The 26,331-nt window shown below is 67.4% G+C and carries 25 protein-coding genes and 1 pseudogene; 16 read left to right on the plus strand and 10 right to left on the minus strand.

Annotated elements, in window-relative coordinates:
- Positions 1–36: 36 nt before the first annotated feature.
- Positions 37–1,467 (minus strand): MFS transporter, encoded by a 1,431-nt coding sequence (locus QFZ53_RS11180; RefSeq protein ID WP_307296367.1) that lies wholly within the window; start codon positions 1,465–1,467, stop codon positions 37–39.
- 25 nt (positions 1,468–1,492) lie between these two features.
- The gene (locus tag QFZ53_RS11185) at positions 1,493–2,890 is read right to left on the minus strand and encodes an amidase (protein WP_307296369.1); all 1,398 of its coding nucleotides are present in this window, start codon (positions 2,888–2,890) and stop codon (positions 1,493–1,495) included.
- Positions 2,891–2,946: 56 nt separating this feature from the next.
- On the opposite strand from QFZ53_RS11185, the gene QFZ53_RS11190 reads away from it, so the two are divergent.
- Together QFZ53_RS11190 and QFZ53_RS11195 are read left to right on the plus strand one after the other, a co-directional pair.
- Positions 2,947–3,573, plus strand: coding sequence for a TetR/AcrR family transcriptional regulator (locus tag QFZ53_RS11190; protein ID WP_307296371.1), 627 nt, complete (start codon positions 2,947–2,949; stop codon positions 3,571–3,573).
- The gene (locus QFZ53_RS11195; RefSeq protein ID WP_307296372.1) at positions 3,570–4,457 is read left to right on the plus strand and encodes an alpha/beta fold hydrolase; all 888 of its coding nucleotides are present in this window, start codon (positions 3,570–3,572) and stop codon (positions 4,455–4,457) included. Before QFZ53_RS11190 ends, QFZ53_RS11195 begins: the two co-directional genes overlap by 4 nt.
- Positions 4,458–4,514: 57 nt before the next feature.
- Here the strand turns inward: QFZ53_RS11195 and QFZ53_RS11200 are convergent, their stop codons facing one another.
- Together QFZ53_RS11200 and QFZ53_RS11205 are read right to left on the minus strand one after the other, a co-directional pair.
- Positions 4,515–5,705 (minus strand): mandelate racemase/muconate lactonizing enzyme family protein, encoded by a 1,191-nt coding sequence (locus QFZ53_RS11200; protein ID WP_307296374.1) that lies wholly within the window; start codon positions 5,703–5,705, stop codon positions 4,515–4,517.
- Positions 5,706–5,757: 52 nt separating this feature from the next.
- Positions 5,758–6,708, minus strand: a complete 951-nt coding sequence (locus tag QFZ53_RS11205; protein WP_307296376.1) for an NAD(P)-dependent oxidoreductase — start codon at positions 6,706–6,708, stop codon at positions 5,758–5,760.
- Between the two features lie 174 nt (positions 6,709–6,882).
- Here QFZ53_RS11205 and QFZ53_RS11210 point away from each other — a divergent pair, with 174 nt between their 5' ends.
- The 7 genes from QFZ53_RS11210 to QFZ53_RS11240 all read left to right on the plus strand — a co-directional run bounded on the left by QFZ53_RS11210 (position 6,883) and on the right by QFZ53_RS11240 (position 13,592).
- Positions 6,883–8,139, plus strand: a complete 1,257-nt coding sequence (locus QFZ53_RS11210; RefSeq protein ID WP_307296379.1) for an ABC transporter substrate-binding protein — start codon at positions 6,883–6,885, stop codon at positions 8,137–8,139.
- A 310-nt stretch (positions 8,140–8,449) separates the two neighbouring features.
- The gene (locus QFZ53_RS11215) at positions 8,450–9,094 is read left to right on the plus strand and encodes a carbohydrate ABC transporter permease (protein WP_307296381.1); all 645 of its coding nucleotides are present in this window, start codon (positions 8,450–8,452) and stop codon (positions 9,092–9,094) included.
- Complete coding sequence (locus QFZ53_RS11220; protein ID WP_307296384.1) at positions 9,091–10,002, plus strand: carbohydrate ABC transporter permease; 912 nt, start codon at positions 9,091–9,093, stop codon at positions 10,000–10,002. Before QFZ53_RS11215 ends, QFZ53_RS11220 begins: the two co-directional genes overlap by 4 nt.
- On the plus strand, positions 9,999–10,919 hold the full coding sequence (locus tag QFZ53_RS11225; protein WP_307296387.1) for a dihydrodipicolinate synthase family protein: 921 nt from the start codon (positions 9,999–10,001) through the stop codon (positions 10,917–10,919). Before QFZ53_RS11220 ends, QFZ53_RS11225 begins: the two co-directional genes overlap by 4 nt.
- A 16-nt stretch (positions 10,920–10,935) precedes the next feature.
- Entirely contained in the window at positions 10,936–11,625 is a 690-nt protein-coding gene (locus tag QFZ53_RS11230) for a FadR/GntR family transcriptional regulator (RefSeq protein ID WP_307296389.1), read from the plus strand.
- A 216-nt stretch (positions 11,626–11,841) separates the two neighbouring features.
- Positions 11,842–13,080, plus strand: a complete 1,239-nt coding sequence (locus QFZ53_RS11235) for a sialidase family protein (protein WP_307296391.1) — start codon at positions 11,842–11,844, stop codon at positions 13,078–13,080.
- Between the two features lie 101 nt (positions 13,081–13,181).
- On the plus strand, positions 13,182–13,592 hold the full coding sequence (locus tag QFZ53_RS11240; protein WP_307296393.1) for a protease inhibitor I42 family protein: 411 nt from the start codon (positions 13,182–13,184) through the stop codon (positions 13,590–13,592).
- Positions 13,593–13,595: 3 nt separating this feature from the next.
- Here QFZ53_RS11240 and QFZ53_RS11245 read toward each other — a convergent pair whose 3' ends face one another.
- The 4 genes from QFZ53_RS11245 to QFZ53_RS11260 are packed head-to-tail and all read right to left on the minus strand — an operon-like array spanning position 13,596 to position 16,601.
- A complete protein-coding gene (locus QFZ53_RS11245; protein ID WP_307296394.1) occupies positions 13,596–14,075 on the minus strand; it encodes a YbaK/EbsC family protein in 480 nt (159 codons plus the stop codon).
- A gap of 47 nt (positions 14,076–14,122) precedes the next feature.
- Positions 14,123–15,346 carry an MFS transporter gene (locus QFZ53_RS11250; protein WP_307296397.1) on the minus strand — a complete coding sequence of 408 codons (1,224 nt, stop codon included), beginning with the start codon at positions 15,344–15,346 and terminating at the stop codon, positions 14,123–14,125.
- Complete coding sequence (locus QFZ53_RS11255; RefSeq protein ID WP_307296398.1) at positions 15,343–15,780, minus strand: MarR family winged helix-turn-helix transcriptional regulator; 438 nt, start codon at positions 15,778–15,780, stop codon at positions 15,343–15,345. Before QFZ53_RS11255 ends, QFZ53_RS11250 begins: the two co-directional genes overlap by 4 nt.
- A 35-nt stretch (positions 15,781–15,815) precedes the next feature.
- Positions 15,816–16,601 (minus strand): IclR family transcriptional regulator, encoded by a 786-nt coding sequence (locus QFZ53_RS11260; RefSeq protein WP_307296400.1) that lies wholly within the window; start codon positions 16,599–16,601, stop codon positions 15,816–15,818.
- Positions 16,602–16,706: 105 nt separating this feature from the next.
- Here QFZ53_RS11260 and QFZ53_RS11265 point away from each other — a divergent pair, with 105 nt between their 5' ends.
- The 3 genes from QFZ53_RS11265 to QFZ53_RS11275 are packed head-to-tail and all read left to right on the plus strand — an operon-like array spanning position 16,707 to position 19,325.
- A complete protein-coding gene (locus QFZ53_RS11265; RefSeq protein ID WP_307296402.1) occupies positions 16,707–17,495 on the plus strand; it encodes a CoA transferase subunit A in 789 nt (262 codons plus the stop codon).
- Position 17,496: 1 nt separating this feature from the next.
- Positions 17,497–18,144, plus strand: coding sequence for a CoA transferase subunit B (locus QFZ53_RS11270; protein ID WP_292909995.1), 648 nt, complete (start codon positions 17,497–17,499; stop codon positions 18,142–18,144).
- Positions 18,141–19,325: an acetyl-CoA C-acetyltransferase gene (locus tag QFZ53_RS11275; RefSeq protein ID WP_307296406.1), complete on the plus strand. Its 1,185-nt coding sequence runs from the start codon at positions 18,141–18,143 to the stop codon at positions 19,323–19,325. Before QFZ53_RS11270 ends, QFZ53_RS11275 begins: the two co-directional genes overlap by 4 nt.
- 28 nt (positions 19,326–19,353) lie before the next feature.
- Here QFZ53_RS11275 and QFZ53_RS11280 read toward each other — a convergent pair whose 3' ends face one another.
- The gene (locus QFZ53_RS11280) at positions 19,354–19,632 is read right to left on the minus strand and encodes a hypothetical protein (RefSeq protein ID WP_307296408.1); all 279 of its coding nucleotides are present in this window, start codon (positions 19,630–19,632) and stop codon (positions 19,354–19,356) included.
- Positions 19,629–20,834, minus strand: coding sequence for an aminotransferase-like domain-containing protein (locus QFZ53_RS11285; protein ID WP_307296410.1), 1,206 nt, complete (start codon positions 20,832–20,834; stop codon positions 19,629–19,631). The genes QFZ53_RS11280 and QFZ53_RS11285 overlap by 4 nt, the downstream gene beginning before the upstream one ends.
- Before the next feature lie 192 nt (positions 20,835–21,026).
- Here QFZ53_RS11285 and QFZ53_RS11290 point away from each other — a divergent pair, with 192 nt between their 5' ends.
- The 4 genes and pseudogenes from QFZ53_RS11290 (at position 21,027) to ilvD (ending at position 26,282) form a co-directional block, all read left to right on the plus strand.
- Positions 21,027–22,256, plus strand: a complete 1,230-nt coding sequence (locus QFZ53_RS11290; RefSeq protein ID WP_292910003.1) for an MFS transporter — start codon at positions 21,027–21,029, stop codon at positions 22,254–22,256.
- Between the two features lie 48 nt (positions 22,257–22,304).
- A pseudogene (locus QFZ53_RS11295) lies at positions 22,305–23,715 on the plus strand (alpha,alpha-trehalose-phosphate synthase (UDP-forming)).
- Between the two features lie 44 nt (positions 23,716–23,759).
- Complete coding sequence (gene otsB / locus QFZ53_RS11300) at positions 23,760–24,554, plus strand: trehalose-phosphatase (protein WP_307296414.1); 795 nt, start codon at positions 23,760–23,762, stop codon at positions 24,552–24,554.
- Positions 24,555–24,563: 9 nt separating this feature from the next.
- Positions 24,564–26,282 (plus strand): dihydroxy-acid dehydratase, encoded by a 1,719-nt coding sequence (gene ilvD / locus QFZ53_RS11305; protein ID WP_307296416.1) that lies wholly within the window; start codon positions 24,564–24,566, stop codon positions 26,280–26,282.
- Positions 26,283–26,331: the final 49 nt, after the last annotated feature.

A 26,331-nucleotide genomic window follows, 5' to 3' on the forward strand; every position in this document is an offset into this window, starting at 1 on the left:
CAGCCGGTGCTGGGACGTGCTGGATTCTTGCGTGGATCACGAAGGCTCCGGTGCCAGGGAGCGGCCACTGCCCTTCGGGAGCAGGAGCGCGAGTACCGCGCCGACGATCGCGACGCCCATCGCTATGAGGAGTCCGATGCGAAAAGCCGAAAGATCCGGAACCCCACCTGCGGCCGTGGCACTCGTCGAGATGATGGACGCCACGACCTGTGTCGCAAACGCCCCGCCGATCGCGCGTGCGATCGTCACAAGGGCGGTGGAGACGCCCACCTCATGCTCGACCGCGCCCGACGTGGCCGAAGAGAAGGCTACGGTTGATGCCGAGCCGGCGCCGATTCCGGCGAACGCGAGTGCGGCGATGATCGCCGCAGGCTCTGTCGAGAGTGTCGCGACGAAGGTGCCTGTTGCAAGAACGAGCATCGCCCCCGCACCGACCACGCGCGTGCCGAGACGGACTGCGATTCTGCCTGCGATGGGTGAAGCGACGAATCCGGCCGCGAACGCGACGGTGAGGAAGAATCCGGTCTGTGTCGCGCTCGCACCGAGGCCATAGCCGTCAGCGGGCTGAGAGATCTGCTGCGGCAGGAGATAGACGAGCGAGGCGTAGGCTGCGCCGATCCCGACGCCCATGGCCGCTGCACCGCCGACCGCCCGCGATCTCAGCGTAGCGACGGCGATCATGGGCTGTGCGACACGGCGTTCGATGAGCACCCATGCGATGGTGAGGGCGACGGCTACGGCGAGCAGGAGGAGTGAGCCCGGTGCGAGCCAGCCAGAGGAGGACGTGCTCGCGAGCCACACCACTGTGACGATGAGCGTGAGCGAGAGTGCACAGGCACCGGCCCAGTCGATGCGGGTGGGGCCGTCCTGCGCGCGGAGGGCGAGGCGCGCCCGGGAGACGAAGAAGATCATCCCGCCGATGATGACCACTGCGGTAGGAATTCCGAAGAGCACGGCGCGGGAGGTGTTCTCGATGAGGGGGCCGGCGATCAGGACGCCGAGACCGGCGCCGCCGACGGTGAGGGCCACGAGGCCGCCGGATGCCGTCGCGATCGCACCTGCGGTGAAGAGTCCGCGTACGACCACGAAGGCAACGGGGAGGACGCCGAGCGCGAATCCCTGCAGCACCTGCCCGAGCACGAGTATCGAAAAGATCGGGGCGAAGGCGCTGGTGAGCCCACCCGCAGTGACGATCACGAGCAACGCAGCGAGGGTGCGCTTTGCGCCGTAGACGTCGGCGAATCTTCCGGCGAGGGGCGTGACGATGACCGTCGTCAGGGTCGGTGCCACCTGCGCGAGCGCCCCCGTCGCAGCATCCACCCCGAACTCGTGCTGGATATGTGGGAGCGCCGGGAGAAGGAAGCTCTCGAGTGCGGCACCTGCGATGACGACGAGGGCGACACCGGCCGCGGCTGCGGTGCGTCGGCCGCTGGCGTTCGCGGGCGCGGGGGAGATCTGTACTGCCATTCGGTGCTCCTTGTCGTGGCGCGAGTCAGATCGCGCAGGGTTCGCGGGTACTCCACGGCAGTGCGCGCTCGAGGAGGGCGGACACGGCGAGAAGCAGGTCGTCTCGGCCCCAACGCGCGGTGAGCATGACCCCGAGCGGGATGCCGTCTTCCGTCCAGCCCAGGGGGAGGCTCACCGCAGGGAACCCGGTGGCGTTCGCGATGATCGTGTTCCCCGTGAAGCGCGTCATCGCCTCGAGCTCCGCGGCGGGGTCGGCGTCGTTGCGGAGCTCTCCGATCATCGCCGGCAGGCGTGTGATCGTAGGGGCGATCACGATGTCGGCGTCGCGGAACTGCTCGGCCCAGGCTCCGGCGCGGGACTGCACCGTGAGGATGGCGGCTGCGAGCTCGCCGGATTCTGTCGAGCGAGCGCGCTCCCTGAGGTGGCGCACGATCGGCCGCAGCCGTGGCTCGGCGCCGTCGGGTACAGGCTTGGCTGCGGCGAGGGCGCTGAAGATCTGTGTGAAGCCCCTGACGAGGTCCGGGTCGACGCTCTGATGTCGTCGTTCGACGCGGTGTCCGAGCCGTTCGAGGGCGGCACCGGCGGCGGAGCAGGCATCTTCGATTCGGGAGTCGACAGGACCACCGGAGATCGAGCCGTCCGTGATGACCACGCGAAGCACCGGCACCTCTTCGTCGCACGCCGTCAGGAAGCCGCCGCGGCGTGCGGGATGCACGGTACCGACCGGAGCAGCCGTCGCCATGGCATCGAGCAGGGCTGCGGTGTCGCGCACAGTGCGCGCGAGCGGGCCCTTGCTGGACAGGCCGATGCCGTCGGCGCCGGTCAACCCGCCGGTGAGCAGCCCCCTGCTGGGTTTGAATCCGACGACGCCGCAGGCGCTCGCCGGGGAGCGCAGCGAGCCTGCTGTGTCGCTTCCCTGGCTCACGGGTACAAGCCGAGCGCTCACGGCGACGGCTGCTCCGCCGCTCGAACCCGCGGCCGAACGTTCGGGGGCGTAGGGGCTGCGACTCGGTGCGGCGACTGCGGGCTCGGTGTAGCACGCGGCGCCAAGCTCGGGCACGGTGGTCTTTCCGAGCGAGACGAGGCCCGCCTCGCGCATGGTCGTCACGATGATGTCGTCGAAGTCCGGGATCCAGTCTGCGAACACGGCGGATCCCAACGTTGTGCGGATGCCGCGGGTCGGTTCGAGGTCTTTGATTGATGTCGGCACCCCCGTGAGCGGGCCGGCGGTGTTCGTGTCGATACGCAGTTGAGCCGCGGATGCCTGGTCGAGGGCCTGTTCGGGATTGAGGGTCGTGAATGCGCCGAGATCGTCGAGCCGTGCCCTGTCGAGGGCGGCGCTGATGACTTCGACGACGCCGAGTTCCCGCCTCTCGTATGCGGAGCGAAGCTCGAGTGCGGTGAGGTCGTGCGGAGCGGGCATTCCCAAGGATCCAATCCGTGGTGGTAATTCGTTACGCGTAACGGTATTCTCGGGGAATGGTATCGCAACTCCCGATTCGCGCAAGAGCCGGCCGGAAACCCTCGGTGGATATCGACCGGCTACTTGCCGAGGCGGCGGATCTCGCGGATGACAGCGGGCTCGACGCCGTGACGTTCCGTGCGCTCAGCGAGCGTCTCGGCGTCTCGCCCATGGCGGTTCATCGAGCCAGCGGCGGGATCGACGCCCTGCGCCATGCACTCATCGCGACTCTCGTCGAGGAGGCTGTCGCGCGCGTCTCGTGGCCTGAGGGATGGCGTGGTGTCGTAACGATGTTCGCCTACAGCCTGCGTGATCTGCTGCTGCGGCATCCGCTCGTACTCGAGGCGCACCGGATGGCGGCGCTCGACGCCCCCGGCGCCGACGATGTTGCTCACAGAGTCGTCGACGCCCTCGCTTCGGCGGGTCTGACATCTGAACAAGCGGCCTACGGTTACGCCGCTGTGCACGACTTCGTCACGGGACACGTGGCGATCAGGCTCGGGCGGGGTGAGATCGAACTGCTGCAGATCTCAGCATCCCGCCGCGACGCCTCAGTCTTCGCTGAGCACCACGACTACGACCGCCGTTTTGAGACCGGTCTGCAGATTCTGCTTGCAGGGCTCGAGCGCGCGGTCGAGGCATGATTCCCGACGAGGCCGTGGAGACGGTGGATCTTCCTGAAACCCGCACTCTCGCTGTGGCCGACGGTCGTGAGATCACCTGGTGCGAGTTCGGCGATCCGCGCGGTGTCCCTGTGCTCGCCGCGCATGGTTCTCCGGGTTCGCGTTACCAGCTGCTGCCTCTGGATGAAGCGGCCCGCGCTGCGGGTGTCCGCCTGATCGCGCCTGATCGCCCCGGATTCGGCGGTACGTCGCCGAATCCGCCGAACGGATTCCACACCTGGGATGCTGATGCTGTGGCGCTCCTCGACGCGCTCGGCCTGAAGGCAGTCACGGTGCTCGGGTTCTCGGGCGGTGCCGGATACGCACTCGCTCTCGCCTCGTCGGCGCAGACCAGGGTGTCTCGACTGGTTATCGTATGTGGAATGATCCCCGGCGCCCCGCGGTCTGTACTTATCGGACGCATCCCCATCATCTCGGTCCTCTACCGTGTGAGCCGGTGGCTTCCGGCGCTCGCCACCGCAATGCTGGAGGGCCGCGGCCCGTTCCGGAACACCCGCGAGGCGAACCTCGCGGCGTGGCCGGCGGCTGATCGCGTCGTCATGGCGGATCCCCGGACGAAGATGCTCATGGCCGCCGATGCCGCCGCCAGCACCGCGCAAGGTGCGCGGGCCGGTATCGACGATCTCAGACGCTACCATCGCCCATTGCCGGAGGGTCTCGAATCGATCCGGCAACCGGTGCGACTTCTGCACGGCGCCGCAGATGGCAACGTACCCATCGGAGTCGCGCGATGGGCGGTCTCCCGTCTTCCCTCTGCGAGTCTGCAGGAGATCCCCGCGGGAGGTCACTACTTCGCGGTGATTTCCGCCGACCTTGTCGTAGAAGCACTGCTCGCCGCACCCTGAAGAGCGTTCAACTCCGGCCCCGGACGCTCTCGTCCCTTTCCAACGTCACTTCTGCATCTACAGCCATGCGCTGTGCGCCGGCGACGGGGGCACGAGGCTGCGGTAGACGGCATCCTCCCGGAACGGGAACTCGCGTTCGAGCGCCGGGGTGATCTCCACGCCCAATCCGGGCTTCTCGCCCAGGGTGATATGGCCTGCCGTGATCACGGCACAACCGCGGAGCAGTTCGGATCGCAGTGCGAACTGCGGTAGCGGCCATTCGACCACCTGGCCCCCTCTTGCGGACGCCGCGTGGTAGTTGGCGAGCACTCCTACTCCGGCGCCCCAGCAGTGCACATACACGTCGGTGTTCGACTCCCGTGCGGTGTCGAAGACGTCGAGTACGGGGCGGATGCCCCCGATCACGGTGGCATCGGGCTGGACGATGTCGTAACTTCCCTTCCGCAGCCGGTCGCAGAGTTCTGCTTCCGTGGTGACGATCTCGCCTCCGGCGATCGGGATGTCGGTGCGTGATCTGAGATCCGGCAGGTGGTGGATCTGATCTGGGCCCAGCACCTCCTCGAGGAAAGCGGGGCGCGTCCCGCCATCGGTGATGAGCTGCTGAGCGAATTGGAGCACGTCCTCAACGGTCTGTGAAGGGACCATGAGGTTCTGGGTCATGTCGATGGCGATGTCGATCCCTCTGCGGGCGGCGGCAGCCTGAGTCCACCGCGCCTTCTCTGTCTGGTCGGCGCGGGCGCGGATCTTGAACACGTCGATCCCGAGGTCCGAGACCTGTTCGATCTCGGCGAGCATGGCGTGCGGGTTTCGTGAGTCTCCGCCGCTCGCATACGCGCGGAGAGGGTGATCGTCCGAGCCTCCTAGGTATCGCCAGAGCGGCAGGCCCGCTGAACGGGCCGCGCAATCCTGCAGTGCGATCTCGATCGCGCTGACGACATGTCTCGCCGCCCCTTGAAGGCTCCAATAACCCGTGGTGGTCACGAGGTCGCGGAAGCGGGTCCCGATGTCGTCTGCCTCTGCGCCGATGAGGACGGGACCGAGGAGATCCACGATGCTGCGGAACACCTCTGGCGCGAACACGGCGAGATACCCCTCGCCGATGCCGATGGTCCCGTCGCTCAGCGTGATCTCGACGAACCCCGCGGTGCGCAGCCCGCTGGGGAGATGCAGGATGTTCTCCATGCTCGTCTCCGGGTCGCCGTAGGGTGCGCTCAGCAGGATCGGTCGGACTCTTCGGATGGTGGCCATCTGTGCCTCGTCGTTGTTCGGTGGTCCGGTGCGTGTGGATGTTAGCGAGGGGTCAGATCCCCTGGCTCCAGTCGACCTGGCCGATGAGAGCGGAACCGGTCCTCCATCGCTCGAGGTTCGCCAGGAAGTACTTGGCTTTGTCGACGAGCTCATCGCGGTGTCCTCCACCCGTGTGCTGGGTCAGAACGACGCCGGGCGCGGTCCAGAGCCGACTCGTCGAGGGGAGAGGCTCTTGTTTCGTCACATCGAGTACGCACCCGCCGATGTCGCCGGCCTCGAGTGCAGCGGCGAGGGCCTCCTCGTCGATCAGATCGCCACGACCGATGTTCACCAGAATGGCCGTGCGCGACAGCCGCGAGAGTCGCTCCTGATCGAAAAGCAGCCGAGTGCTCGACGTGCTCGGCAGGCAGCTGATGATCAGGTCGGCGTCAGGGAGAGCGGCGTCGAGGGCCGTCAGGTCGTGCAGCTCGGCCAGCGGTGAGCTGCGTGCGAAGCTCTGCACTCGGGTGCCGAACGCCTCGAGCACCTGGCGCACGTGCCCGCCGATCGCCCCTGCTCCGAGGACGAGCGCGCGACTGCGCGCGAGCAGCGTCGTGCCGGGTCGCACCTCGAGGCTCTGCCACCGTCGCTCACGTTGGGCGGGGGAGAGGATGTCGAGCCCACGCATCAGGCCCAGCGCGCCGGCCAGGGCGGTCTCTGTGGCTGGCTCTGCGAACTGCCCGCGGAGGTTGGTGACGACGATTCCACGTCGGTCGAGATCGAGCGCACTGTCCTGGTAGTACTCATAGCCGGTCGATTCCAGCTGCAGCCATCGCAGTGCGGTGAGGCGCGGGAGCCATGAGGCGGGAACGGTTCCGAAGACGATCTCGCAATCGCGGTAGGAATCGTGCCACTCCGGTGAGCCCGTGCCATCGCTCCGCCAACGGACGATGTCGTCAGTGAGCCCGTCGCGGCAGCATGAGAGGCCTCGTTCATCGAGATGGGCGACGACGGCGATGTTCACAGGGCAGCCTTTCATGCATAGATCAGATATCTGATGACTACCGTATTCGAGGGTTCTGCGTGGGGTCAAGGGCGTGATTCAGGGGCTATGGGTGCCCGCTTGACGAGATATCAGATATCTGATCTACTGATGCGGTCCCGAGTTCCGATGAAGCAACCCACCTGGAGGACCGCAATGACCCGTGTACGTATTTTCCGTCGAGTGGCCGTGACTGTGATGGCCCTGACGGCGACAGCATCGCTCGCCGCCTGCGGCAGTCTCGGTGGCGGTGGCGCCGACAGCACCGCATCCGCTGGCGATGGTGTCATCACCTTCTGGCACTACTACGGTGACCCGCATGGCGAGGCACTGAACGCCGTGCTCAGTGCCTACACCGAAGAGACAGGGATCGAGGTCGAAGCTCGATTCATCCCTTACGACGACTTCAATCGCACGCTGCAGCAGGCCGCTGCTGCCGGGGAGCTGCCCGACATCGCTCTCATCAACGCCTTCGACACGGCGCAGATGGCGGATGCAGGGATCATCGAGGACCTCAGCTCCTACGTCGACGCGTGGGGTCAACAGGACGCGTACTACGCGACCGGATGGGAGTCCGGCCAGGTCGACGGCGCCACCTTCGCCATCCCGCACCTGGCAGATGTCTACGCGCTCTACTACAACGAGGAGATCCTCGCGGAGGCCGGCGTGGAGGTTCCCGAAACCTGGGAGGAGATGGAGGCTGCAGCGGCGCAGATCACGGCCTCGGGGGCGGCCTCTTACGGCTTGGCGATGTCGGGTATCGAAGGCGCGGAGGGCGCGACCGGCATCCTTCTCCGCACACTCGCCGCCGGAGGCGACCTCTCGGACTTCGGTGGTGACGCCGGTGTCACGGCGCTCGAATCGGTCCAGCGGATGACGGAGTCCGGTGCCCTCTCGAAGGGATTCCTCACCTGGAACGAAGACGATGCCATGGCGGCGTTCACCAATGGAGAGGCGGGTATGGCGATCAACTCCGCGAGCGCGATCAACGTCGTTCGCGACAACGCGCCCGACCTCTCCTGGAGCGTCGCGCCGCTGCCGGCGGACAAGACGGAAGCCACGTACCTCTCGGCAGAGAACCTCACGATCGGCGCGGGCAGCGGCGATGCGGATGCTGCGTGGGACCTCATCGAGTGGATGCAGCGACCGGAAGTGCTCGAGAGCTACCTGCCGGCACGTAACAAGCTGCCCGCACGAGACGACGTTCCCGGTGCCGTGACCGATCCGGTGCGGGCGACGTTCGCCGACCAGCTGGTTCACGCGTGGGCGCCGAACGGCGACCTCGCGGCGCGCTCCAATGAGGCGCTGTCTCTCGTCCAGCAGGCGCTGCAGTCCGTCATCAGTGGAACCTCATCGCCGACCGATGCGGCCGCCGATGCCCAGGCAGCGATCGACGAGGCTCTGGGGAACTGATCGATGACCGTCGCCGCACCTCTGCGTGCTGAAGCCCGTCCGCGATCGGTCCGATCCGATCGCGGACGCGGTCGGCTCCGTCGCTTCCTCGTTCCCTCGCTGTTCGTGCTGCCCGCGGTCATCTTCGTAGTGGCGACCGTCGTGTACCCGCTGCTGTACAGCGTGCTGCAGAGCTTCTTCGACGTCGGTCTGCGCGAGGTCGTCCAGGGTTGGGGCCCAATGGGTCGGCCTCGAGAATTACATCGATCAGTTCGGTCGAGCGAAATTCTGGTACTCGTTCGTCATCTCGATCGTCTACGCCGCCGGGAGTGTGGCTCTCACCTTCCTCCTCGGGCTCGGGCTCGCACTGCTGCTGCGTCGAGCGTTCCGCGGACGCAATGTGCTGCGGGCGCTCATCCTGATCGCTTGGGTGCTGCCGACCGTCGTGAGCGCGAACGTGTGGCGCTGGCTGCTCGATGGCAGTTACGGCCTCCTGAACGCCGTGCTGAGGTCGCTCGGCCTCATCGAGGGTGACGTCTTCTGGCTGGGGCAGCCCGTGACGGCGATCGCTGCGGTCATCCTTGCGACTGCGTGGAGTTTCGCGCCGTTCGCCATGATCCTGCTGTCGGCGGGACTCGAGGCGATCTCCGGGACACTGTACGAAGCGGCCCGCATCGACGGTGCATCGCCCTGGCAGCAGTTCCGCTACGTCACCTTGCCGCAGCTGCGCCCCGTGGCGCTCGCCGCTCTGCTGCTGATCTTCATCTACACGTTCAAGACGTTCGACACGATCTTCCTGATGACAGCCGGCGGCCCGGGAGGAGCGACCGCGACGCTGCCCGTGTACGCCTACAACGAAGCGTTCGAGTTCTCACGCTTCGATACTGCAGCGGTCGCCACGACTGTGCTGATGCTGGTGCCCCTCATCCTGTCCATCGCCTACTTCCGGGCCCTGCGCAAGGAGAACGACTCATGACCGCCACGCAGGCGTTGATCGTGACCGCTTCGAACCCCACCAGCTCGAAGCGTGACCAGGTGGCCAGGCGCTGGCTCGCGACTGTCGGCATCCTCGCCACGATCGTGTACCTCATCCCGGTGTACTGGATGGTCGTCACCTCGCTGAAGACCAGCGAAGCCGTCTTCCGAGTGCCGCCAGATCTGATTCCCCTTCCGGCGACCGTCGAGTCGTATGCCACGGCGGTCTTCAGCGATCCCGACATCGCCCGCGGGCTTCTGAACAGCGCGATCATCGCGATCGGCACCACGCTGTTCACGCTGGTTCTCGCCCTTCCCGCGGCCTATGGTCTGGCGAAGCTCAAGGTGCGCGGCATCGGCGTGGTGATGATGCTGATGCTCATCGTGCAGATGGTTCCGTCCATAAACCTCGCCCTTCCCATGTTCGTGCTCTTCAGCAGCGCTGGCCTCGTCAACTCCTATCTGGGGCTGATCATCGCCAACTGTGCATTGGCGGTCCCTCTCGCCATCACCATCCTGAGGCCGTACTTCCTCAGCGTGCCCACCGAGGTCGTCGAGGCGGCGAAGATGGACGGCTGCAGCGAGATCACCTCCTTCATCCGCATCGCCCTTCCCATCTCGATGCCCGGGGTGATCACGGTGGCCGTGATCAGCTTCCTGGGCGCCTGGGGCGAGTTCGTCTTCGGGTTGTCGCTTGCGACAAGCGAGCACATCCAGCCGATCACGATCGTGCTCGCCGAGATCACGAACGAGTTCGGGGGTCCGGTGGAACGACCTCATGGCGGTCTCCGCCGTCGTCGCGTTGCCGGTCATCGCGGCTTTCATCTTCCTGCAGCGGTACATCGTCGCCGGTCTCACCGACGGCGCCACGAAAGCGTGATTTCACGCGAAAGAAAGGATGGCTCATGAGCCGGTTCGAATTCTGGGCGGCCTCGCTCGCACCCTACGACGGCGCGGGGCGGGTGGACGTCTCGCGGATCCCTGAGCAGGCTGAGCACCTGCGGTCGATCGGCGTGGCCGGGGCCTTCGTGAACGGTACGAGCGGCGAGTTCCCATTTCTCACGATCGAGGAACGCGTCGAGATTCTGGAAGCCTGGGTAGACGCTCGACCTGAAGGCTTCGCCCTCGGAGTGCAGGTGGGCGGGCTTCCGCTCGAGCCCACACGCGAGCTGGCCGCGCACGCTGCCGGTCTCGGCGTCGATCTCGTTTCGAGCGTCGCGCCGTACTACGGGCAGGCGTCGTCGGTCTCCCACACCGTGCAGTGGCTGGCCTCCGTCGCGCAGGCAGCGGACGGAGTTCCTTTCTGCTATTACCAGATTCCCTCCATGACGGGTTCGACTCAGCGTCCGAGCGAGATTCTGACCGTGGCGAAAGAAGAGATCCCGACGCTGACCGCGGTCAAGTTCACGGATGAGGATCTCATGGAGCTTGACGCGATTCAGCAGGCCCGACCGGATGTGCGCGTCTACTTCGGGAGGGATGAGTTGCTTCCCGCTGCGCTCGCGCTCGGGGCCGGCTCGGCGATCGGGAGCCTGTACAACGGGATGGCTCCTCTCGCACATGCAGCGGTCGATGCGTTCGACAGCGGCGAAGTGCAGCGGGCTTATGCGTTGCACAAGCCGTTCCGCGACGTCGCACGCGTGGCGACGGGGCCCGGCTTCGTGAAAGAGCTCATGAACGAGCTCGGCCCCGATGTCGGCCCCGCGCGCGGGGTCTGGGGATCGGTGACTGCAGCTGACCGCGCAATGATCGACCGCATCGTCCCCTCGCTCCGCGAAGCGATCGCCGAGGCGCAAGAGGCCCAGGCCTCCGCGAACATCGTTTGAGCGGTAGCGTCGGAGCATGAGACCAGGCGGACCGATCTATCTCGTCGCGCAGCGCAAGCTCCGGGACTACATCCGTGAGCATGATCTCGCCCCGGGAGACCGGCTTCCCTCCGAGGCCGATCTCGCATCGGAGTTGGGGGTGAGCCGGCTCTCGTTGCGCGAAGCGACTCGCAGCCTGCAGACCTTGGGGGTGATCGAGGCGCAGCACGGGAACGGTCTGTTTGTCTCCGAATTCTCCTTCCGCCCCATCATCGATCAGCTCCCGTACGGTCTGGCCGGATCCGGGCCGGCCATTCTCGAGGTGCTCGTCGCGCGGGAATCGATGGAGGTCGGCCTGATGTCGGCTGTCGTACGTGCCGACCTGCACGAAGAGCTCGATCGCTGCGCGGTCATCGCGAAGGAGATGATCGAGCGCGATGAGCGGGGCGAGGACTTCCGCGACCTTGACGAGGAGTTCCACCGCACGTTGTATTCGGGGTTGAAGAATCCTCTCGTCGATAACCTCATCGACCTGTTCTGGCATCTCTTCGGAGAACTGAGCCGCGAGGTGGGGGAGCGGATGCCGGCGCCGTCGGCAGATCGTGGTGCCGTGCACGCGCGCATCATCGAGGCGCTGATCGCTCGGGACGAGGATCTCGCAGTCCGGCGCATGCGCGAGCACTTCGGTGACCTGCGTCGACGGGTGGCAGAGCTCGACGGCTCCTGAGCGCACGGCGCTGAATGAGAGGCCACCCGCATCGGAAACTTACGCGGGTGGCCTCCTTCGGGGTGCCCGCCGGGCGCGTGCACGGTTGACGGGAAGTCAGGCTTGCGCCCGAGATAGATTAGATATCTAATATCTTAACGCCGCTATCGAGCGGCGTCTTCCGCTTCGTATCCATCGTCGGATGCGTACGGAATCCGCTGATCCAGGAAGTCGAAGATGACTGTCTCTCGCATTGATCTGTCTCGCCGTCATGTTCTCGGGCTCGCGTCCGCCGCCGCTGGGGGTGTCGTGGCAAGCGTGTCCGGCGCCATTCCCCTGCTGTGGGGAGGCGCGCCCACAGCCGACTCCGCTGCGGCATCTTCTGCCGATGCGGTCACACCTCTCGTGATGCAAGTGAATCGCGTATCGCCGACGACATCGTTCGCGACCAACGCCTGGCCGCAGGGCAAGACCTGCGTGTCGGGCACCGGCCGCATCTATCAGGGCTACAACCGGTCCAGCGGTCACGGCGCGACGGACACCAAACCGCTGATCACGCGATCAGACGACCTCGGGGTCAGCTGGTCGACACCCGTGGTCCTGGTGCCGGGCGAGTCCAATGCGCGAGGGACGGATTGTTTCGCTCTCGGAATCGATGCGATCGACACCCTGTGGGCGATCGTCAGAAGTCGCGGCTCCAACAACGCGGTCGGAACGACCACGCACAGGTTGTACTCCTCGACCGACGGTGGCACGACTTGGGTGGTGCGCCTCGTGCTCGATGCGGTGCAGCAGAGTGGATTCGTGCCCGAGCTCTTCCACGACCTGGAGCTCGTGAACGGTCGCATGATGAGCGGCTTCCATTTCGCCGGCTCATCGAGGTTGGGATTCTTCTCCTTCGACCCCGCTGACCCTGTCGCGACGGCGTCGACGTTCGACGTCGTGAGCGACGGGAACGCCGCCTACCCTCCGGTGACGTACTGCGAGCCCACCATCACGTGGGACGGTGGGGCAGGCAAGGTCATCGGCGGCTTACGGACCCAGAAGACCTCGGGGGCGCCGACGCAGTTCTACAGCATGAACGCGGACGGCACCGGATTCGCCCGATGGAACGCTCCCGAGAGCTTCGTGTACAGCCCGCTGCCGCTGAAGATCATCGGAGACACGGTCTACGCGCTGATCATCGAACGATACGGCGCCTGCACCATGGCGCTGTGGATGGGGAGCAGGACCCAGTTCCATGCGAAGAACACCGGGTCGCCCATGTTCCGCAGCGTGAAACTCGGCGCCATGGGAGGAACGCCGATCTCCGGCTCCACCGAGATGGGCGTGCAGGATCTCGCCGTCGTCGGCTCCACCCTCGTACTCGCATGGAGCTTCGAGGCGGACAACGGGTCGTCGAAAGTGCTCATGGGGTCGATTGACTTCGGCGCAACCGGCAGGGCCTTGACCTACGCGACGCTCGCAGCGCTGTGACGATCATCGCGAAACTGCCTGCGTCGACACCGGAGGGAGCGGCCCCTACGCGCGATGCCCACGGCCGGGCCAGTGCGATAACGTGACCTCCGGAGGGTGTGATGACATCGATGAGAAGAGGGGTCGCGGTTCTCGCTGCGCTGGTCGCCGCCGGCGCGATTCTGACGGCGTGCACCGGACCGGCGGAGAAGACGGTCGACTACACCGCCAGCGCGGTCACGGTGTCCGCCGGGGAGATTCTCGTCGTCGACTTCGGCGAGGTCAATCCCTCGGTGGGGGACGACTGGGTGATCACCACGGAGCCGGACCCGGCGGTGCTCGGCGAAGGAGACTCTGAGTTCACCACCGACGCGCCCGACGGCATGACCGGTGCACCGGGCGAACTCGTCTATCGGTTCCCGACCACCGGCGCCGGAACGACCGTGATCGCGTTCGAGTACCGTTTCCGAGGCGAGGTGCCGGAGGACATCGAGGATCAGAAGACCGCGGAGATCACCGTCACCGTGAAATAGCTCTCAGACGACCGCGATGACCTCGCCACCGGTGAGAGCCTGCAGCGATGCGAACGTGAGCGGCATGACGGTGTGCGGGTGGCCCGCTGCCGCCCAGATCTCCTCGTGCTCGGCGAGCGCCTCGTCGATATAGGTGCGCAGGGGCGCAGGATGACCGGCCGGCGCGACTCCGCCGATCGCTTGACCGGTTGCTTCGCGGACGACGGATGCCGGTGCCATCGACACCTCATCGGCGCCGATGCTGCGAGCGACGACGTCGAGATCGGCGCGGTGCCCGCCGCTCGTCATCACGAGCACGGGCGCGCCGTCGACGAGGAACACCAGGCTGTTCGCGATCGCGGCGACGTCGCAGCCGATCGCCGCAGCCGCCTCAGGTGCGGTGCGGGCCGAATCCGGCAGAACGCGGATGCGAGTATCGATGCCGGCATCCTCCAGATGCTGGAAGACGAGCCTGCTGCGTTCGGGGAGGTCGGAGGCGGTCATCACCCCACGCTACCGAACGCGGCAGGCCCGTCGAGAGCCGGACCCCGTCAGGCGGCGTCGCCGAGCAGGATCGCCTCCACCTCTTCGCCCGCGTCGTCCGACTCGTCGTCGATGTGCGCCAGCGCCTTGCGTCCGATCAGAATGGTGAGAGCGGCGATCAGCACGGCGGCGGCCGCGAAGAGATACGGCACAGTGGCGTTGAACCCGTGCCACAGCGCCGCGGCGATCGGGGGAGCCATCGCGCCGCCGAGGAAGCGCACTGCGGAGTACGCCGACGACGCCACCGAGCGAGGCAGGTCTGTCGCTTCCATGACCGCCTCGGTGAGGACGGTGTTCATGACACCGAGCAGCAGCCCGCCGATGATGATGCAGACGACGAGCGCCGTCGCGGACTCGACGAGGAGACCCGCGGCGATGAGGTCGATCGCGAGCAGCGGCAGCACCACGAAGATGATGTGCGTGCGCTTCATGCGGCGCATCAGGATCGGTGCGACCCACACGCTCGTGACGGCGAGCGCCACGCCCCAGCCGAAGAACGTGAATCCGATGCCCATCGCGCCGAATCCGAGCGGGAACGGCGAGAACGCCAGCAGCACGAAGAAGCCGATGTTGTAGAAGAGCGCCGCGATCGCCAGGGTCGCGAGCGCGGGCCGACCCAGCGCCTTGAAAGGCGCGGAGAACGGCACTGGCGTGCGCTTCTCGTCCGCTCCCTTGAGAAGAAGCAGGATCGCCACGAACGCGATCGCCATGAGCACGACGACGCCGAAGAACGGGGCGCGCCAGCTCTGCTCGCCGAGGAGCCCGCCGAGGAGCGGGCCGATCGCGATGCCGAGGCCGAGTGCCGCCTCGTACAGCACGATGGCCGCGCCGCTCCCGCCCGAAGCGGCGCCGACGATCGTCGCGAGCGCGGTGGAGATGAACAGGGCGTTGCCCAGGCCCCAGCCCGCGCGGAAGCCGATCACGGCGTCGACGCTGCCGCTGAGTGCGCAGAAGAGTGCGAAAACCACGATGAGGGCGAGGCCGATGAGCAGTGTCTTCTTGGCGCCGATGCGGCTCGAGATCCAGCTCGTGACGAGCATCGCGAGTCCGGTGACGGCGAGGTAGCTCGTGAAGAGCAGCTCGGTCTGCACCGGCGTGGCCTCGAGCGATTCGGCGATCGCGGGGAGGATCGGGTCGACCAGGCCGATGCCCATGAAGGCGACGACGCAGGCGAATGCGACGGCCCATACCTGTGCCGGCTGCTTCCACACGGACGGTGCGGGGGTGTTCAACGTGATGCTCCTGTCGGTTCTGTTGCGGTGTGCGCGGCGAGGATCTCGGCCGCGCGGGTCAGCGTCTCCCAGTCGCCGTCGTCGAGATCGGCGAAACGAGGGGCGAGGGTGTCGCGGAACTCGGTGCGCCAGGCATCCAGCGCCACGACCCCTGCGGATGTGATCTCGACGACGATCGCACGCGAGTCTTCGGGGTCGGGGGAACGGAGCACGAGACCGTCGCGCTCGAGACCGCCGATCAATCGGGTCATGCCGGGCTGAGTCGTGCGGGAAGCCGTGGCGAGTTCGCCCACTCGCTTCCCGCCCTGCTGGCTGAGCAGGCTCAGCACGCGCCACTGCGCAGCCGGTGCGTCATTGCCCGCGTCGTGCGCGGCGATCCGGCCGAGCGCGTAGCCCGACAACACGATCGAAGGGATGATCTCACCACGTTCCATACCATGAAGTATATACCTATTGGTATGTATGCGAGTCAGCGACGGGTGGCGATCCTGTTCGAGAGCTGGTGCGCGTGCGCCAGCAGCGTCCGGCCGAGGTCGGCGATGCGGTCGGGGCCGAAGCGGAACTCGACGCCCGTGAGGCTGAGCGCCCACTCGGGGCGGCCGGCGCGATCGAAGACAGCCGCTCCCATGCCCCAGCTGCCCTCCACGATGAGGCCGGGGTTGATCGCGAAGCCGCGCTCCTTGGTCTCGGTGAGCCGAGTGCGCAAGGGCGCGACGTCGTGCTGGCGCCCCCAATCGGAGACGAGCTCCGGATGACGGGCGATATACGCATCCACATCGTGGTCCGGCAGGAACGACAGGATCGCGAGCCCGGCGCTGGCGACGCCGAGGGGAAAGCGCACGCCCTCGCTGAGCACGAAGGAGCGGATAGGGAACGAACCCTCCTCCCGCAGGAGGCACACGGTCTCGTCGGCTCTGCGCACCGAGAAGAACGCGCTCTCCTCGGTCTTCACGGCCAACGAGCGCACGATGTCCCGCGCGAGCTCTGTCACGTCGTATCGAGCGGCCGCGACGGTGCCCATCAGGAACAGCTCCGGCCCTGGCATCCATCGGCTGCGTCCGTCGTCCCGATCGACGAGCCCCTCTGCCCTGAGAGCGCTCAGCAGGCGGTGGACGGTCGAACGCGACAACTCCGAAGAGCGCGCGAGCTCCTGGAGGGATGCTCCCTCGGCGCCACTCGCTGTGACCAGGCGCAGCAGGACTGCCGCCCGGGCGATGGCCTGTGCTCCGGGGACGCTGCGCGACGACGATTCCATAATGTGGACGCTAGTGGGCGGATCGACCACATCGCAAGAAGCGGCTTCCGCTTGCGGCCCGCCGGGCGGATGCTGGAGGGAGGACACGTCTTCGAAGGAGCACGCGTGATCGACAAGCAGTGGCACTCGGCAGCGGACGCCGTCGCCGACATAACCGACGGGTCCTCTCTCGCCGTCGGCGGGTTCGGCCTCTCGGGCAACCCGATCGCGTTGATCGAAGCTCTTCTCGCACAGGGCACAAAGGATCTCAGCGTCGTCAGCAACAACTGCGGCGTCGACGACTGGGGCCTCGGCGTACTGCTCGGCGCCCAACGGATCCGGAAGATGACCTCGTCGTACGTCGGCGAGAACAAGGAGTTCGAGCGGCAGTTCCTCTCGGGTGAGCTCGAGCTCGAGCTCACCCCGCAGGGCACCCTTGCCGAGAAGCTGCGTGCCGGAGGGTCGGGGATCGCCGCCTTCTACACGCAGACGGGCGTCGGCACGCAGGTGGCCGAAGGTGGGCTTCCCCGCCGCTACAACGCCGACGGGACCGTCGCGGTCGCGTCGCCCGCGAAGGACGTCCGCACCTTCACCGTCGACGGCGAGCCGCGCGAGTTCGTGCTCGAAGAGGCGATCACCACCGACTTCTCCCTCGTGCATGCGGCCTACGGCGACCGCCACGGCAACCTCGTCTTCAACAAGTCGGCGCGCAACTTCAACCCCCTGGCCGCGATGGCCGGGCGCGTGTGCATCGCGCAGGTCGAACGACTCGTCGAACCCGGTGAACTCGACCCCGACAGCATCCACCTCCCCGGCGTCTACGTGCACCGCATCGTCGAGGTGGGCGCCGACATCCCCAAACGCATCGAGCGGCGCACCGTGTCCGCAGTCGCAACCGCGGCGGAAGGAGCCTGACATGGCGCTCACCCGTGACCAGATGGCTGCCCGTGCCGCCGCCGAGCTGCAGGACGGAGCGTACGTCAACCTCGGCATCGGTCTTCCGACCCTTGTCCCCAACTTCGTACCTGACGGGGTGACGGTCGTACTGCAGTCCGAGAACGGCATCCTCGGCGTCGGCCCTTATCCGACCGAGGACGCGGTCGACCCGGATCTCATCAATGCGGGCAAGGAGACGGTGACGGTCCTGCCGGGTTCCGCCTTCTTCGACTCTGCGGCGAGCTTCGGAATGATCCGCGGGGGAAAGATCGACGCCGCCATCCTCGGCGCGATGCAGGTGTCGGTCTCCGGCGACCTCGCGAACTGGATGATCCCCGGCAAGATGGTGAAGGGGCCGGGCGGCGCGATGGACCTCGTGCACGGTGCCGCTCGGGTGATCGTCTTGATGGAGCACGTCGCGAAAGACGGCTCGGCCAAGATCGTGAACGACTGCTCGCTGCCTCTGACGGGGAGGGGAGTGGTCGACCGCATCATCACAGACCTCGCCGTGATCGATGTGACGGATGCCGGTCTCGTCCTCGTCGAGACGGCGCCCGGCGTCTCCGTCGACGACGTGATCGCCGCCACGGAACCCGCTCTGATCGTCAGTGAAGGAATAAGCAGATGAACCCCACCGATATCGTCGTCGTCGCCGCTGCGCGCACACCGCAAGGACGCCTGAAGGGCCAGCTGGCCTCGTTCACCGCCCCGCAACTCGGGTCGTTCGCGATCCGTGGGGCGCTCGAGCAGGCGTCGATCGACCCGACCGACGTGGATGCCGTGATCATGGGACAGGTGCTCGCGGCCGGTTCCGGCCAGAACGCGGCGCGTCAGGCCGCGATCGGCGCCGGCGTCGGCTGGGACGTGCCCGCGCACTCCGTGAACAAGGTCTGCCTCTCCGGCCTCACCGCGGTCATCGATGCGGCCCGCATGATCCGCACGGGTGATGCCGAGGTCGTCGTCGCGGGAGGCATGGAGTCGATGACCCGCGCCCCGCACCTCCTGATGGGCTCGCGCGACGGCTGGACCTACGGCAGCGTCGAGGTGCTCGATCACATGGCCTTCGACGGCCTCACCGACGCCTACGACCAGGAGAGCATGGGCGCATCGACGGAGCGGCACAACGCCCGGTACGACCTCACCCGCGAGGCGCAGGACACCGTCGCGGCGCTGTCTCATCAGCGCGCAGCCGCCGCGCAGAAGGCGGGCGTGTTCGACGTCGAAATCGTGGCGATCGAGGTGCCACAGCGGCGCGGGCCGGTCGTCTCGGTGACCGCTGACGAAGGCGTGCGGCCGGACACGACCGTCGAGTCGCTCGGAGGGCTGCGTGCGGCCTTCGCCGAGGGCGGCTCGATCACGGCAGGCAACTCCTCGCAGATCTCCGACGGAGCGTCGGCCGTCGTCGTGACGACTCGCGCGACGGCGGAAGCCAAGGGATGGCCCGTGCTGGTGACGGTGGGGGCGAGCGGCCAGACTGCCGGGCCCGACAACTCGCTGCAGGCGCAGCCCGCGCGGGCTATCGAGAAGGCGTGTGCAAAGCAGGGGATCACGCCTGCCGATCTCGACCTGGTCGAGATCAACGAAGCGTTCGGTGCTGTGGTCGCCCGCTCTCAGACGGAACTCGGGCTCGACAGCGGCGTCGTGAACATCCACGGCGGCGGTATCGCGATCGGTCACCCGATCGGCGCCTCAGGCACGCGGCTCGTGGTGCATGTCGCGCACGAACTCGCGCGCCGCGGATCGGGGACCGCAGCGGTCGGACTGTGCGGCGGTGGCGGACAGGGCGAGGCGCTCATCCTCACGCGCTGAACGTTGTCTTGACGAGAGGCATCGCCGGTTACTTGCGGTTGCGCTTGAGCTCTTTCGCCTGCTGCTTCTCAGCCTTCTCCCGTTCCTTCGCCTGCTTCGCGGCGAGCGGCGAGTCCGATGCCACAGGCAGGCCGCGATTCGCCCGGTAGACGTCGACCATCGCGCCGATCGCGAGCGCGACCGTGATGCCCCAACTCGCCCAGGCGAGCACGGCGCGCCACGTGATCGGCGCATTGCGCGATCCGCTGAGAAGGGTCTTTCCCGCGGTGATCGCGCCGATGAGTCCCGTGCCGAAGAGGTAGTTCATGCCTTCACGCTACCCGTTGCGCTCCACGCCGCGCCGAGCCTTGACAAGCCGGTCCGGATTCTGTCAGGGGCGTAGGTCGTGAAGGACAGGCGCAGAGTCCGCTCATCGGGAGGGCCCGCGAAGAACGGCGCTCCTGGCACGTACGCGACGTCGTGAGAGAGGACCGCCGAGAGCGCCGCCGTCGCGTCCATCCCTTCTGGCAGCCGTGCCCAGACGAACATGCCCCCGTCGGGCCGATTCCATGTGCTGCCCGACGGGAGGGCTGTCGGCAGCGCGTCGAGCATCGCGTTCCGGCGCTCGGAGTAGGCCGCCCTGATCCGGTCGAGGGCGGCCCCTGCGCGACCGGAGGTGAGGTAGTGCGCGGCCGCCGCCTGATCGATCGTGGACGTGTGCAGGTCGGCGGCCTGCTTCGCGATCGTGACTGTCGGCTGGATATCGGCGGTCGTGCGGACCCAGCCGATGCGCAGGCCCGGTGCGATCACCTTCGAGAAGCTGCCGAGACTCAGGACGTGTTCTGGCGCGAACGCCGCGATCGACGGCAGCTCGTCGCCCGAGTAGCGCAGCTGACGGTAGGGCTCGTCCTCGATGATCCGGAAACCGTGCCTCCGGGCAGCATCCGCGATCCGCTCCCGCGCCTCGAGATCGTGCGTGCGACCCGTCGGGTTCTGGAAGGTGGGCACGGTGTAGAAGAACTTCGGCGCGTGCTGCCGAGCGAGCGACTCCAGAGCATCGAGATCCAGTACGTCGTCCAGGTAGGGCACGCCGATCACACGAGCGCCGGCCAGGGCGAAGGTCTGGAGAGCTGCGAGATAGCAGGGCTCTTCCACGAAGATCGTGTCGCCGGGGTCGAGCAGCGCGGTCGCGAGCAGGCCGAGGCCCTGCTGCGACCCGGTCGTGATGATCAGGTCGGATGCTTCGGTCGGCAGGCCCGCCGCCGTGTACTGACGGGCGACCTCCTCGCGAAGCACGGCGTTGCCTTCGGACGTCGAATACTGGAGGACCGCCGGGGAACCCAGCACCGCATCGTAGGACGTACGGATGCCTTCGAGATCGAACAGCTCGGGAGCAGGCAGGCCGCCCGCGAAGGAGATCACCTCGGGTCGCTCCGTGAGAGCGAGCAGGTCGCGCACGGGCGAGGTCTTCGCAGATCCTGCTCGCAGTGAGCGGCCCGGCAGTGCGGCGTGAATCTGGGTCGTCGGCATGGATCCTCCTCGAGCAGGGGTGACGACCAGGCTACTGCGCGGGCTCCCAGACCCTGAGCGGTGTGACACGGTAGCCTGGATGGGTCGCGGTGCGCCGCGGCTGCAGACGTGCATCTACCGGACATCGGCTTTCCCGATGGGCAACGGCGGCACCAGGACCCGCGTCACGTCGACGCGCGAGAGCCAACTTCCATGCATGATTCCGCCCCGCCGAGCCTGTTCCGCATCGCCGGTCTTCCTTATTTCATCATCGCGTTCGTCGCGCGTCTTCCGTTCGCCATGATGGTGGTCGGCGTGCTGACCGTCGTCGTGTCCGCACGCGGCTCTCTGTCGCTCGGCGGGCTCACGTCGGCGGCCGTCGGGCTCGGCACGGCATGCTTCGGCCCGTTGCTGGGGGCCGCCGCCGACCGGTTCGGACAACGCGCCGTTCTCGTGGTGCTGGCGGTCGCGAACGCGACCGCTCTCGTGGGGTTCACCCTGGTCGTCTACGGCACGGCGGCCGACGCCTTCGTGCTGCTCGCGGCGTTCGGCATCGGGGCCACGGCCCCGCAGGTCGCCCCGATGTCGCGTTCGCGGCTGGTCACGATCATCGTGGATCGGATGCCGGAGCCGACCCGGCAACGCACGATCTCGGGCACCATGGCCTACGAATCAGCGGCCGACGAGACCGTGTTCGTCTTCGGGCCGTTCCTGGTGGGCGTCCTCGCGTCGGTCATCGCCCCCTGGGCGCCGTTGGCCATCGCCGCCGTCCTCATCGTCATCTTCGTCGGGGCGTTCGGATTGCACCCCAGCGCGCGCGCCGTATCGAAGCACCGCAACGCCGACGGCTCGGCGCCGTCCGCCGTGTCGGAGCTCTTCCGTCCGCAGCTGCTGATCGTGCTCATCGGGACTCTCGGCGTCGGCATGTTCTTCGGCACGATGCTCACCGCCCTGACGTCTTTCATGGCCGATCGCGGCGCGGCCGAACAAGCCGGCGTGCTGTACGGAGTGATGGGCGTCGGGTCGGCGATTCTCGCCCTCGGGGTGGCCTGGCTGCCGCCTCGCTTCTCGATGAGGGCGCGCTGGCTCGTCTTCGCCGGCATACTGCTGTCGGGCACGCTGCTGCTCCCGTTCGTGGACTCGCCCGTGTCGATGATGGTCGCTCTGGGCATCATGGGCGCGGGCATCGGCCCGACCCTCGTGACGCAGTACAGCTTCGGCGCCGCGCGCAGCCCCCTCGGCCGTTCGGCCACCGTCATGACGATGCTCGGCTCGGCGATCGTCGTCGGGCAGTCGCTCGGCGCCGCGCTGACGGGGCAGATCGCCGAAAGCGTCGGAACCTCGAGCGCTCTGGTGCTGCCGATCATCGCCGCTGCCGTCGCGTTCGCGGCCGGCATCGTGAACTGGCGGCTCAGCGCCATCCGCGTACGTCGCCTGGACTGAGCGCCGGTCTGGGTAGCCTGGAGTCACCGCAGGCGTGAGGAGACCACAATGGCTGTCGCAGATTTCGTCGTCGTAGCGAACCGACTTCCCGTCGACCGCATCGAGGGCCCGAACGGCGAAGAGGAATGGCGCACGTCGCCCGGCGGGCTGGTCGCCGCGCTCGAGCCGATGATGCGCAGCGCTCACGGTGCCTGGGTGGGATGGCCCGGCCAGGCCGATCTCGAGCTCGAGCCGTTCGAGATCGGCGGTATCGATCTGGTCCCCGTCACGCTCAGCGCACAGGAGGTCGCCGAGTACTACGAGGGCTTCGCGAACGACACGATCTGGCCGCTCTACCACGACGTCATCGCGCCGCCGCAGTACCACCGCGAGTGGTGGGAGGCCTACGTCGTCGTGAACCGGCGTTTCGCCGAGGCCGCGGCATCCGCTGTCGCGAAGAACGGCACGGTGTGGGTGCACGACTACCAGCTGCAGCTGGTGCCGCAGCTCGTGCGGGAGTTGCGGCCGGACGTGACCATCGGATACTTCCATCACATCCCCTTCCCGGCGCACGGGCTCTACGCCCAGCTGCCGTGGCGCGACCAGGTCCTTCGGGGGGCTGCTCGGCGCCGACGTGATCGGGTTCCAGCGGGCACAGGACGCGACCTACTTCCTCACCGCGGTGCGTCGACGACTGCGGTATGAGGTGAAGGGATCGGCCGTGTCGGTGCCCAGCGGGCCGGGGGAGACCCGCACCGCCATCGCCCGGGCGTTCCCCATCTCGATCGACACCGCTCCCTACCTCGAGCTGGCGGCTCGGCCCGATGTGCAGGCGCGAGCCGCCGAGATCCGTGAGAGCCTGGGCAACCCCTCGCGCATCCTGCTCGGCGTTGACCGCCTCGACTACACCAAGGGGATCGGGCACCGCATCAAGGCCTACGGGGAACTCCTCGCCGAAGGACGGCTGCACGTCGAGGACGTGACGCTGGTGCAGGTCGCGAGTCCGAGCCGCGAGCGCGTCGACGCGTACGCGCATCTGCGGGACGAGATCGAGCTCGCGGTCAGCCGCATCAACGGCGACACCGACACTGTAGGGCACTCGGCGATCCGCTATCTGCATCAGGGGTACCCGCGCGAGGAGATGGTGGCGCTGTACCTCGCGGCGGACGTCATGCTCGTGACCGCCCTGAGAGACGGGATGAATCTCGTCGCCAAGGAGTACATCGCCACGCGCGCCGACAATCGAGGCGTCCTCGTGCTCAGCGAGTTCACCGGCGCCGCGGATGAGCTCCGACAGGCCGTGCGGGTGAATCCGCATGACATCGAGGGGCTCAAGGACGCCATCATGGAGGCCGTGCACATGGAGCCGCGCGAGCAGGGCCGCCGCATGCGCGCGCTGCGCAAACGCGTCCTCGAGAACGACGTCGACGCCTGGTCGTCGTCGTTCCTGCGCGCGCTGGGCGAGGTCCATCCGCGCTGAGCGGTTGGCAGCACGGAACCGAACACCTGACGATCGGAGACATCGTGACCCGCACCTGGACCCCTGGAACCCCGGATGCCGCACTCACCGCGATCGCGCGAACCCCGCGGCTCGTGATCGCCCTCGACTTCGACGGGACGGCATCGCCCTTCGTGGTCGAGCCGTTGTCCGCCCGAGCGCTGCCCGAGATCGTCGAGCAGATCGAGCGGTTGAGCGCACTGCCCGAGACGATCGTCGCCTACGTCTCAGGACGCAGCATGCAGGATCTCCGGGTGATCACCGAGCACGACGACGACTCGCGCGTGGCTCTGGCCGGGTCGCACGGCGCGCAGTACTGGTACCCGGGCGTCGGTCTCGCCGAGCCCGTTCCGGACGCTCGGGACGGCGAGCGGGAGGAGCTCTGGGCGGCCGTGCGTCCGATCGTCGAGAAGTACGACGGCGCCGAGTTCGAGCCGAAGACGTTCGGGGTGGGGGTGCACACCCGGGGCGCGGCGCCCGATGTGGAGGAGCCGCTGTTCGCCGAGGTCGATGCGCTCATCGCCGACCGGTTCCCGCTCTGGCGGCGTCGTCAGGGGCATCACGTCTTGGAGTTCTCCTCGCGCGTCGAGGGCAAGGACGCGGCGATGGCCGCCCTGCGCGCGCAGTTCGATGCCACCGGCATCCTGTTCGCCGGCGACGACGTCACCGATGAGGATGCGATGCGCGTGCTCGGCGAAGACGATCTCGGGGTCCGCGTCGGCGAAGGGGAGACCGCCGCGATCCTGCGTGTGGGAAGTCCACAGGAGATCGCCGCTCTTCTCAGCGTGGTCGCTGACGTCCGCGGTGCCGCACGGGAATAGACTTCCTGCATGTCCTCGAATGATCCCGAATCGCCCGAGCCCGTCGACATCAAGCCCCGAAGCCGTGTCGTCACCGACGGCATCGAGGCCACGACCTCCCGAGGAATGCTCCGTGCCGTCGGCATGGGCGACGCCGACTGGGACAAGCCGCAGATCGGCATCGCCTCGAGCTGGAACGAGATCACTCCCTGCAACCTGAGCCTCGACCGGCTCGCGCAGGGGGCGAAGGAGGGCGTCCACTCGGGCGGCGGTTATCCGCTGCAGTTCGGCACCATCTCAGTCTCCGACGGCATCTCCATGGGGCACGAGGGGATGCACTTCTCGCTCGTGTCGCGTGAGGTGATCGCCGACTCCGTCGAGACGGTCATGATGGCCGAGCGACTCGACGGCTCGGTGCTGCTCGCCGGCTGCGACAAGTCGATCCCCGGCATGCTCATGGCCAGCGCCCGTCTCGACCTCTCCAGCGTGTTCCTGTACGCGGGCTCGATCGCGCCCGGATGGGTGAAGCTCTCGGACGGCACCGAGAAGGACGTCACGATCATCGACTCGTTCGAAGCCGTGGGCGCCTGCCGGGCGGGCCTCATGAGCGAGGAGGACCTCAAGCGCATCGAGTGCGCGATCGCCCCTGGCGAGGGCGCGTGCGGCGGCATGTACACGGCCAACACGATGGCCTCGGTCGCCGAGGCGCTCGGTCTCAGCCTTCCGGGCTCGGCGGCTCCGCCCGCCGCCGACCGTCGCCGCGACTACTTCGCGCACCGCTCGGGCGAAGCCGTGGTGAACCTGCTCCGTCAGGGCATCACCACCCGCGACATCCTCACCAAGGAGGCGTTCGAGAACGCGATCGCCCTCGCGATGGCGCTCGGCGGTTCGACGAACGTGGTGCTGCACCTGCTCGCGATCGCGCGCGAGGCGGAGGTCGACCTGAGCCTGCACGACTTCAACCGCATCGGCGACCGGGTTCCGCACGTCGCCGACATGAAGCCCTTCGGCAAGTACGTCATGAACGACGTCGACCGGCACGGCGGCATCCCGGTGATCATGAAGGCCATGCTCGACGAAGGGCTGCTGCATGGTGACGCGCTCACGGTGACGGGCAAGACGCTCGCCGAGAACCTCGCCGACCTCGACCCGCAGCCCATCGACGGCGAGGTGATCCACACCTTCGACAACCCGATCCACGCGACCGGCGGGCTCACGATCCTGCACGGCTCGCTCGCGCCAGAGGGCGCGGTCGTCAAGACCGCGGGCTTCGACGCCGCGGTGTTCGAGGGGACCGCCCGTGTCTTCGAGCGCGAGCGCGCGGCGATGGATGCCGTCGCCAACGGCGAGATCGGGAAGAACACCGTGATCGTGATCCGCTACGAAGGACCCAAGGGGGGTCCCGGAATGCGGGAGATGCTCGCGATCACCGCCGCCATCAAGGGCGCGGGGCTCGGAAAAGATGTACTACTCTTGACAGACGGACGATTCTCAGGCGGCACAACCGGCCTGTGCATCGGCCACATAGCACCCGAAGCGGTGGACGCAGGTCCCATCGCCTTCGTGCGCGATGGTGATCTGATACGGGTCGATATCGCAGCTCGCTCTCTCGACCTACTCGTCGACGAGTCGGAGCTCGCCTCCCGCCGCTCTGGCTGGGAGCCGCTTCCCCCGCGCTATACCCGTGGCGTTCTTGCCAAGTACTCGCGTCTCGTGCGGTCCGCCGCCGAAGGCGCGACGACCGGCTGATTCGCAGGCTCGCTCAGAATCCGGGCCTCAGATGCTCCGGCATCCGACG

The sequence above is a fragment of the Microbacterium natoriense genome, assembly GCF_030816295.1.
In the GTDB taxonomy this organism is placed as follows: domain Bacteria; phylum Actinomycetota; class Actinomycetes; order Actinomycetales; family Microbacteriaceae; genus Microbacterium; species Microbacterium natoriense_A.

Coding starts and splice junctions, on each gene's coding strand:
- QFZ53_RS11230 (WP_307296389.1), top strand. CDS start 10,936: ATGAGACCAGGCGGACCGATCTATCTCGTCGCGCAGCGCAAGCTCCGG.
- QFZ53_RS11275 (WP_307296406.1), top strand. CDS start 18,141: ATGAACCCCACCGATATCGTCGTCGTCGCCGCTGCGCGCACACCGCAA.
- QFZ53_RS11270 (WP_292909995.1), top strand. CDS start 17,497: ATGGCGCTCACCCGTGACCAGATGGCTGCCCGTGCCGCCGCCGAGCTG.
- QFZ53_RS11185 (WP_307296369.1), bottom strand. CDS start 2,890: ATGCCCGCTCCGCACGACCTCACCGCACTCGAGCTTCGCTCCGCATAC.
- QFZ53_RS11245 (WP_307296394.1), bottom strand. CDS start 14,075: ATGACCGCCTCCGACCTCCCCGAACGCAGCAGGCTCGTCTTCCAGCAT.
- QFZ53_RS11200 (WP_307296374.1), bottom strand. CDS start 5,705: ATGGCCACCATCCGAAGAGTCCGACCGATCCTGCTGAGCGCACCCTAC.
- QFZ53_RS11290 (WP_292910003.1), top strand. CDS start 21,027: ATGCATGATTCCGCCCCGCCGAGCCTGTTCCGCATCGCCGGTCTTCCT.
- QFZ53_RS11255 (WP_307296398.1), bottom strand. CDS start 15,780: ATGGAACGTGGTGAGATCATCCCTTCGATCGTGTTGTCGGGCTACGCG.
- QFZ53_RS11225 (WP_307296387.1), top strand. CDS start 9,999: ATGAGCCGGTTCGAATTCTGGGCGGCCTCGCTCGCACCCTACGACGGC.
- QFZ53_RS11190 (WP_307296371.1), top strand. CDS start 2,947: ATGGTATCGCAACTCCCGATTCGCGCAAGAGCCGGCCGGAAACCCTCG.
- QFZ53_RS11210 (WP_307296379.1), top strand. CDS start 6,883: ATGACCCGTGTACGTATTTTCCGTCGAGTGGCCGTGACTGTGATGGCC.
- ilvD (WP_307296416.1), top strand. CDS start 24,564: ATGTCCTCGAATGATCCCGAATCGCCCGAGCCCGTCGACATCAAGCCC.
- QFZ53_RS11235 (WP_307296391.1), top strand. CDS start 11,842: ATGACTGTCTCTCGCATTGATCTGTCTCGCCGTCATGTTCTCGGGCTC.
- QFZ53_RS11260 (WP_307296400.1), bottom strand. CDS start 16,601: ATGGAATCGTCGTCGCGCAGCGTCCCCGGAGCACAGGCCATCGCCCGG.
- QFZ53_RS11280 (WP_307296408.1), bottom strand. CDS start 19,632: ATGAACTACCTCTTCGGCACGGGACTCATCGGCGCGATCACCGCGGGA.
- QFZ53_RS11220 (WP_307296384.1), top strand. CDS start 9,091: ATGACCGCCACGCAGGCGTTGATCGTGACCGCTTCGAACCCCACCAGC.
- QFZ53_RS11195 (WP_307296372.1), top strand. CDS start 3,570: ATGATTCCCGACGAGGCCGTGGAGACGGTGGATCTTCCTGAAACCCGC.
- QFZ53_RS11240 (WP_307296393.1), top strand. CDS start 13,182: ATGACATCGATGAGAAGAGGGGTCGCGGTTCTCGCTGCGCTGGTCGCC.
- QFZ53_RS11285 (WP_307296410.1), bottom strand. CDS start 20,834: ATGCCGACGACCCAGATTCACGCCGCACTGCCGGGCCGCTCACTGCGA.
- QFZ53_RS11180 (WP_307296367.1), bottom strand. CDS start 1,467: ATGGCAGTACAGATCTCCCCCGCGCCCGCGAACGCCAGCGGCCGACGC.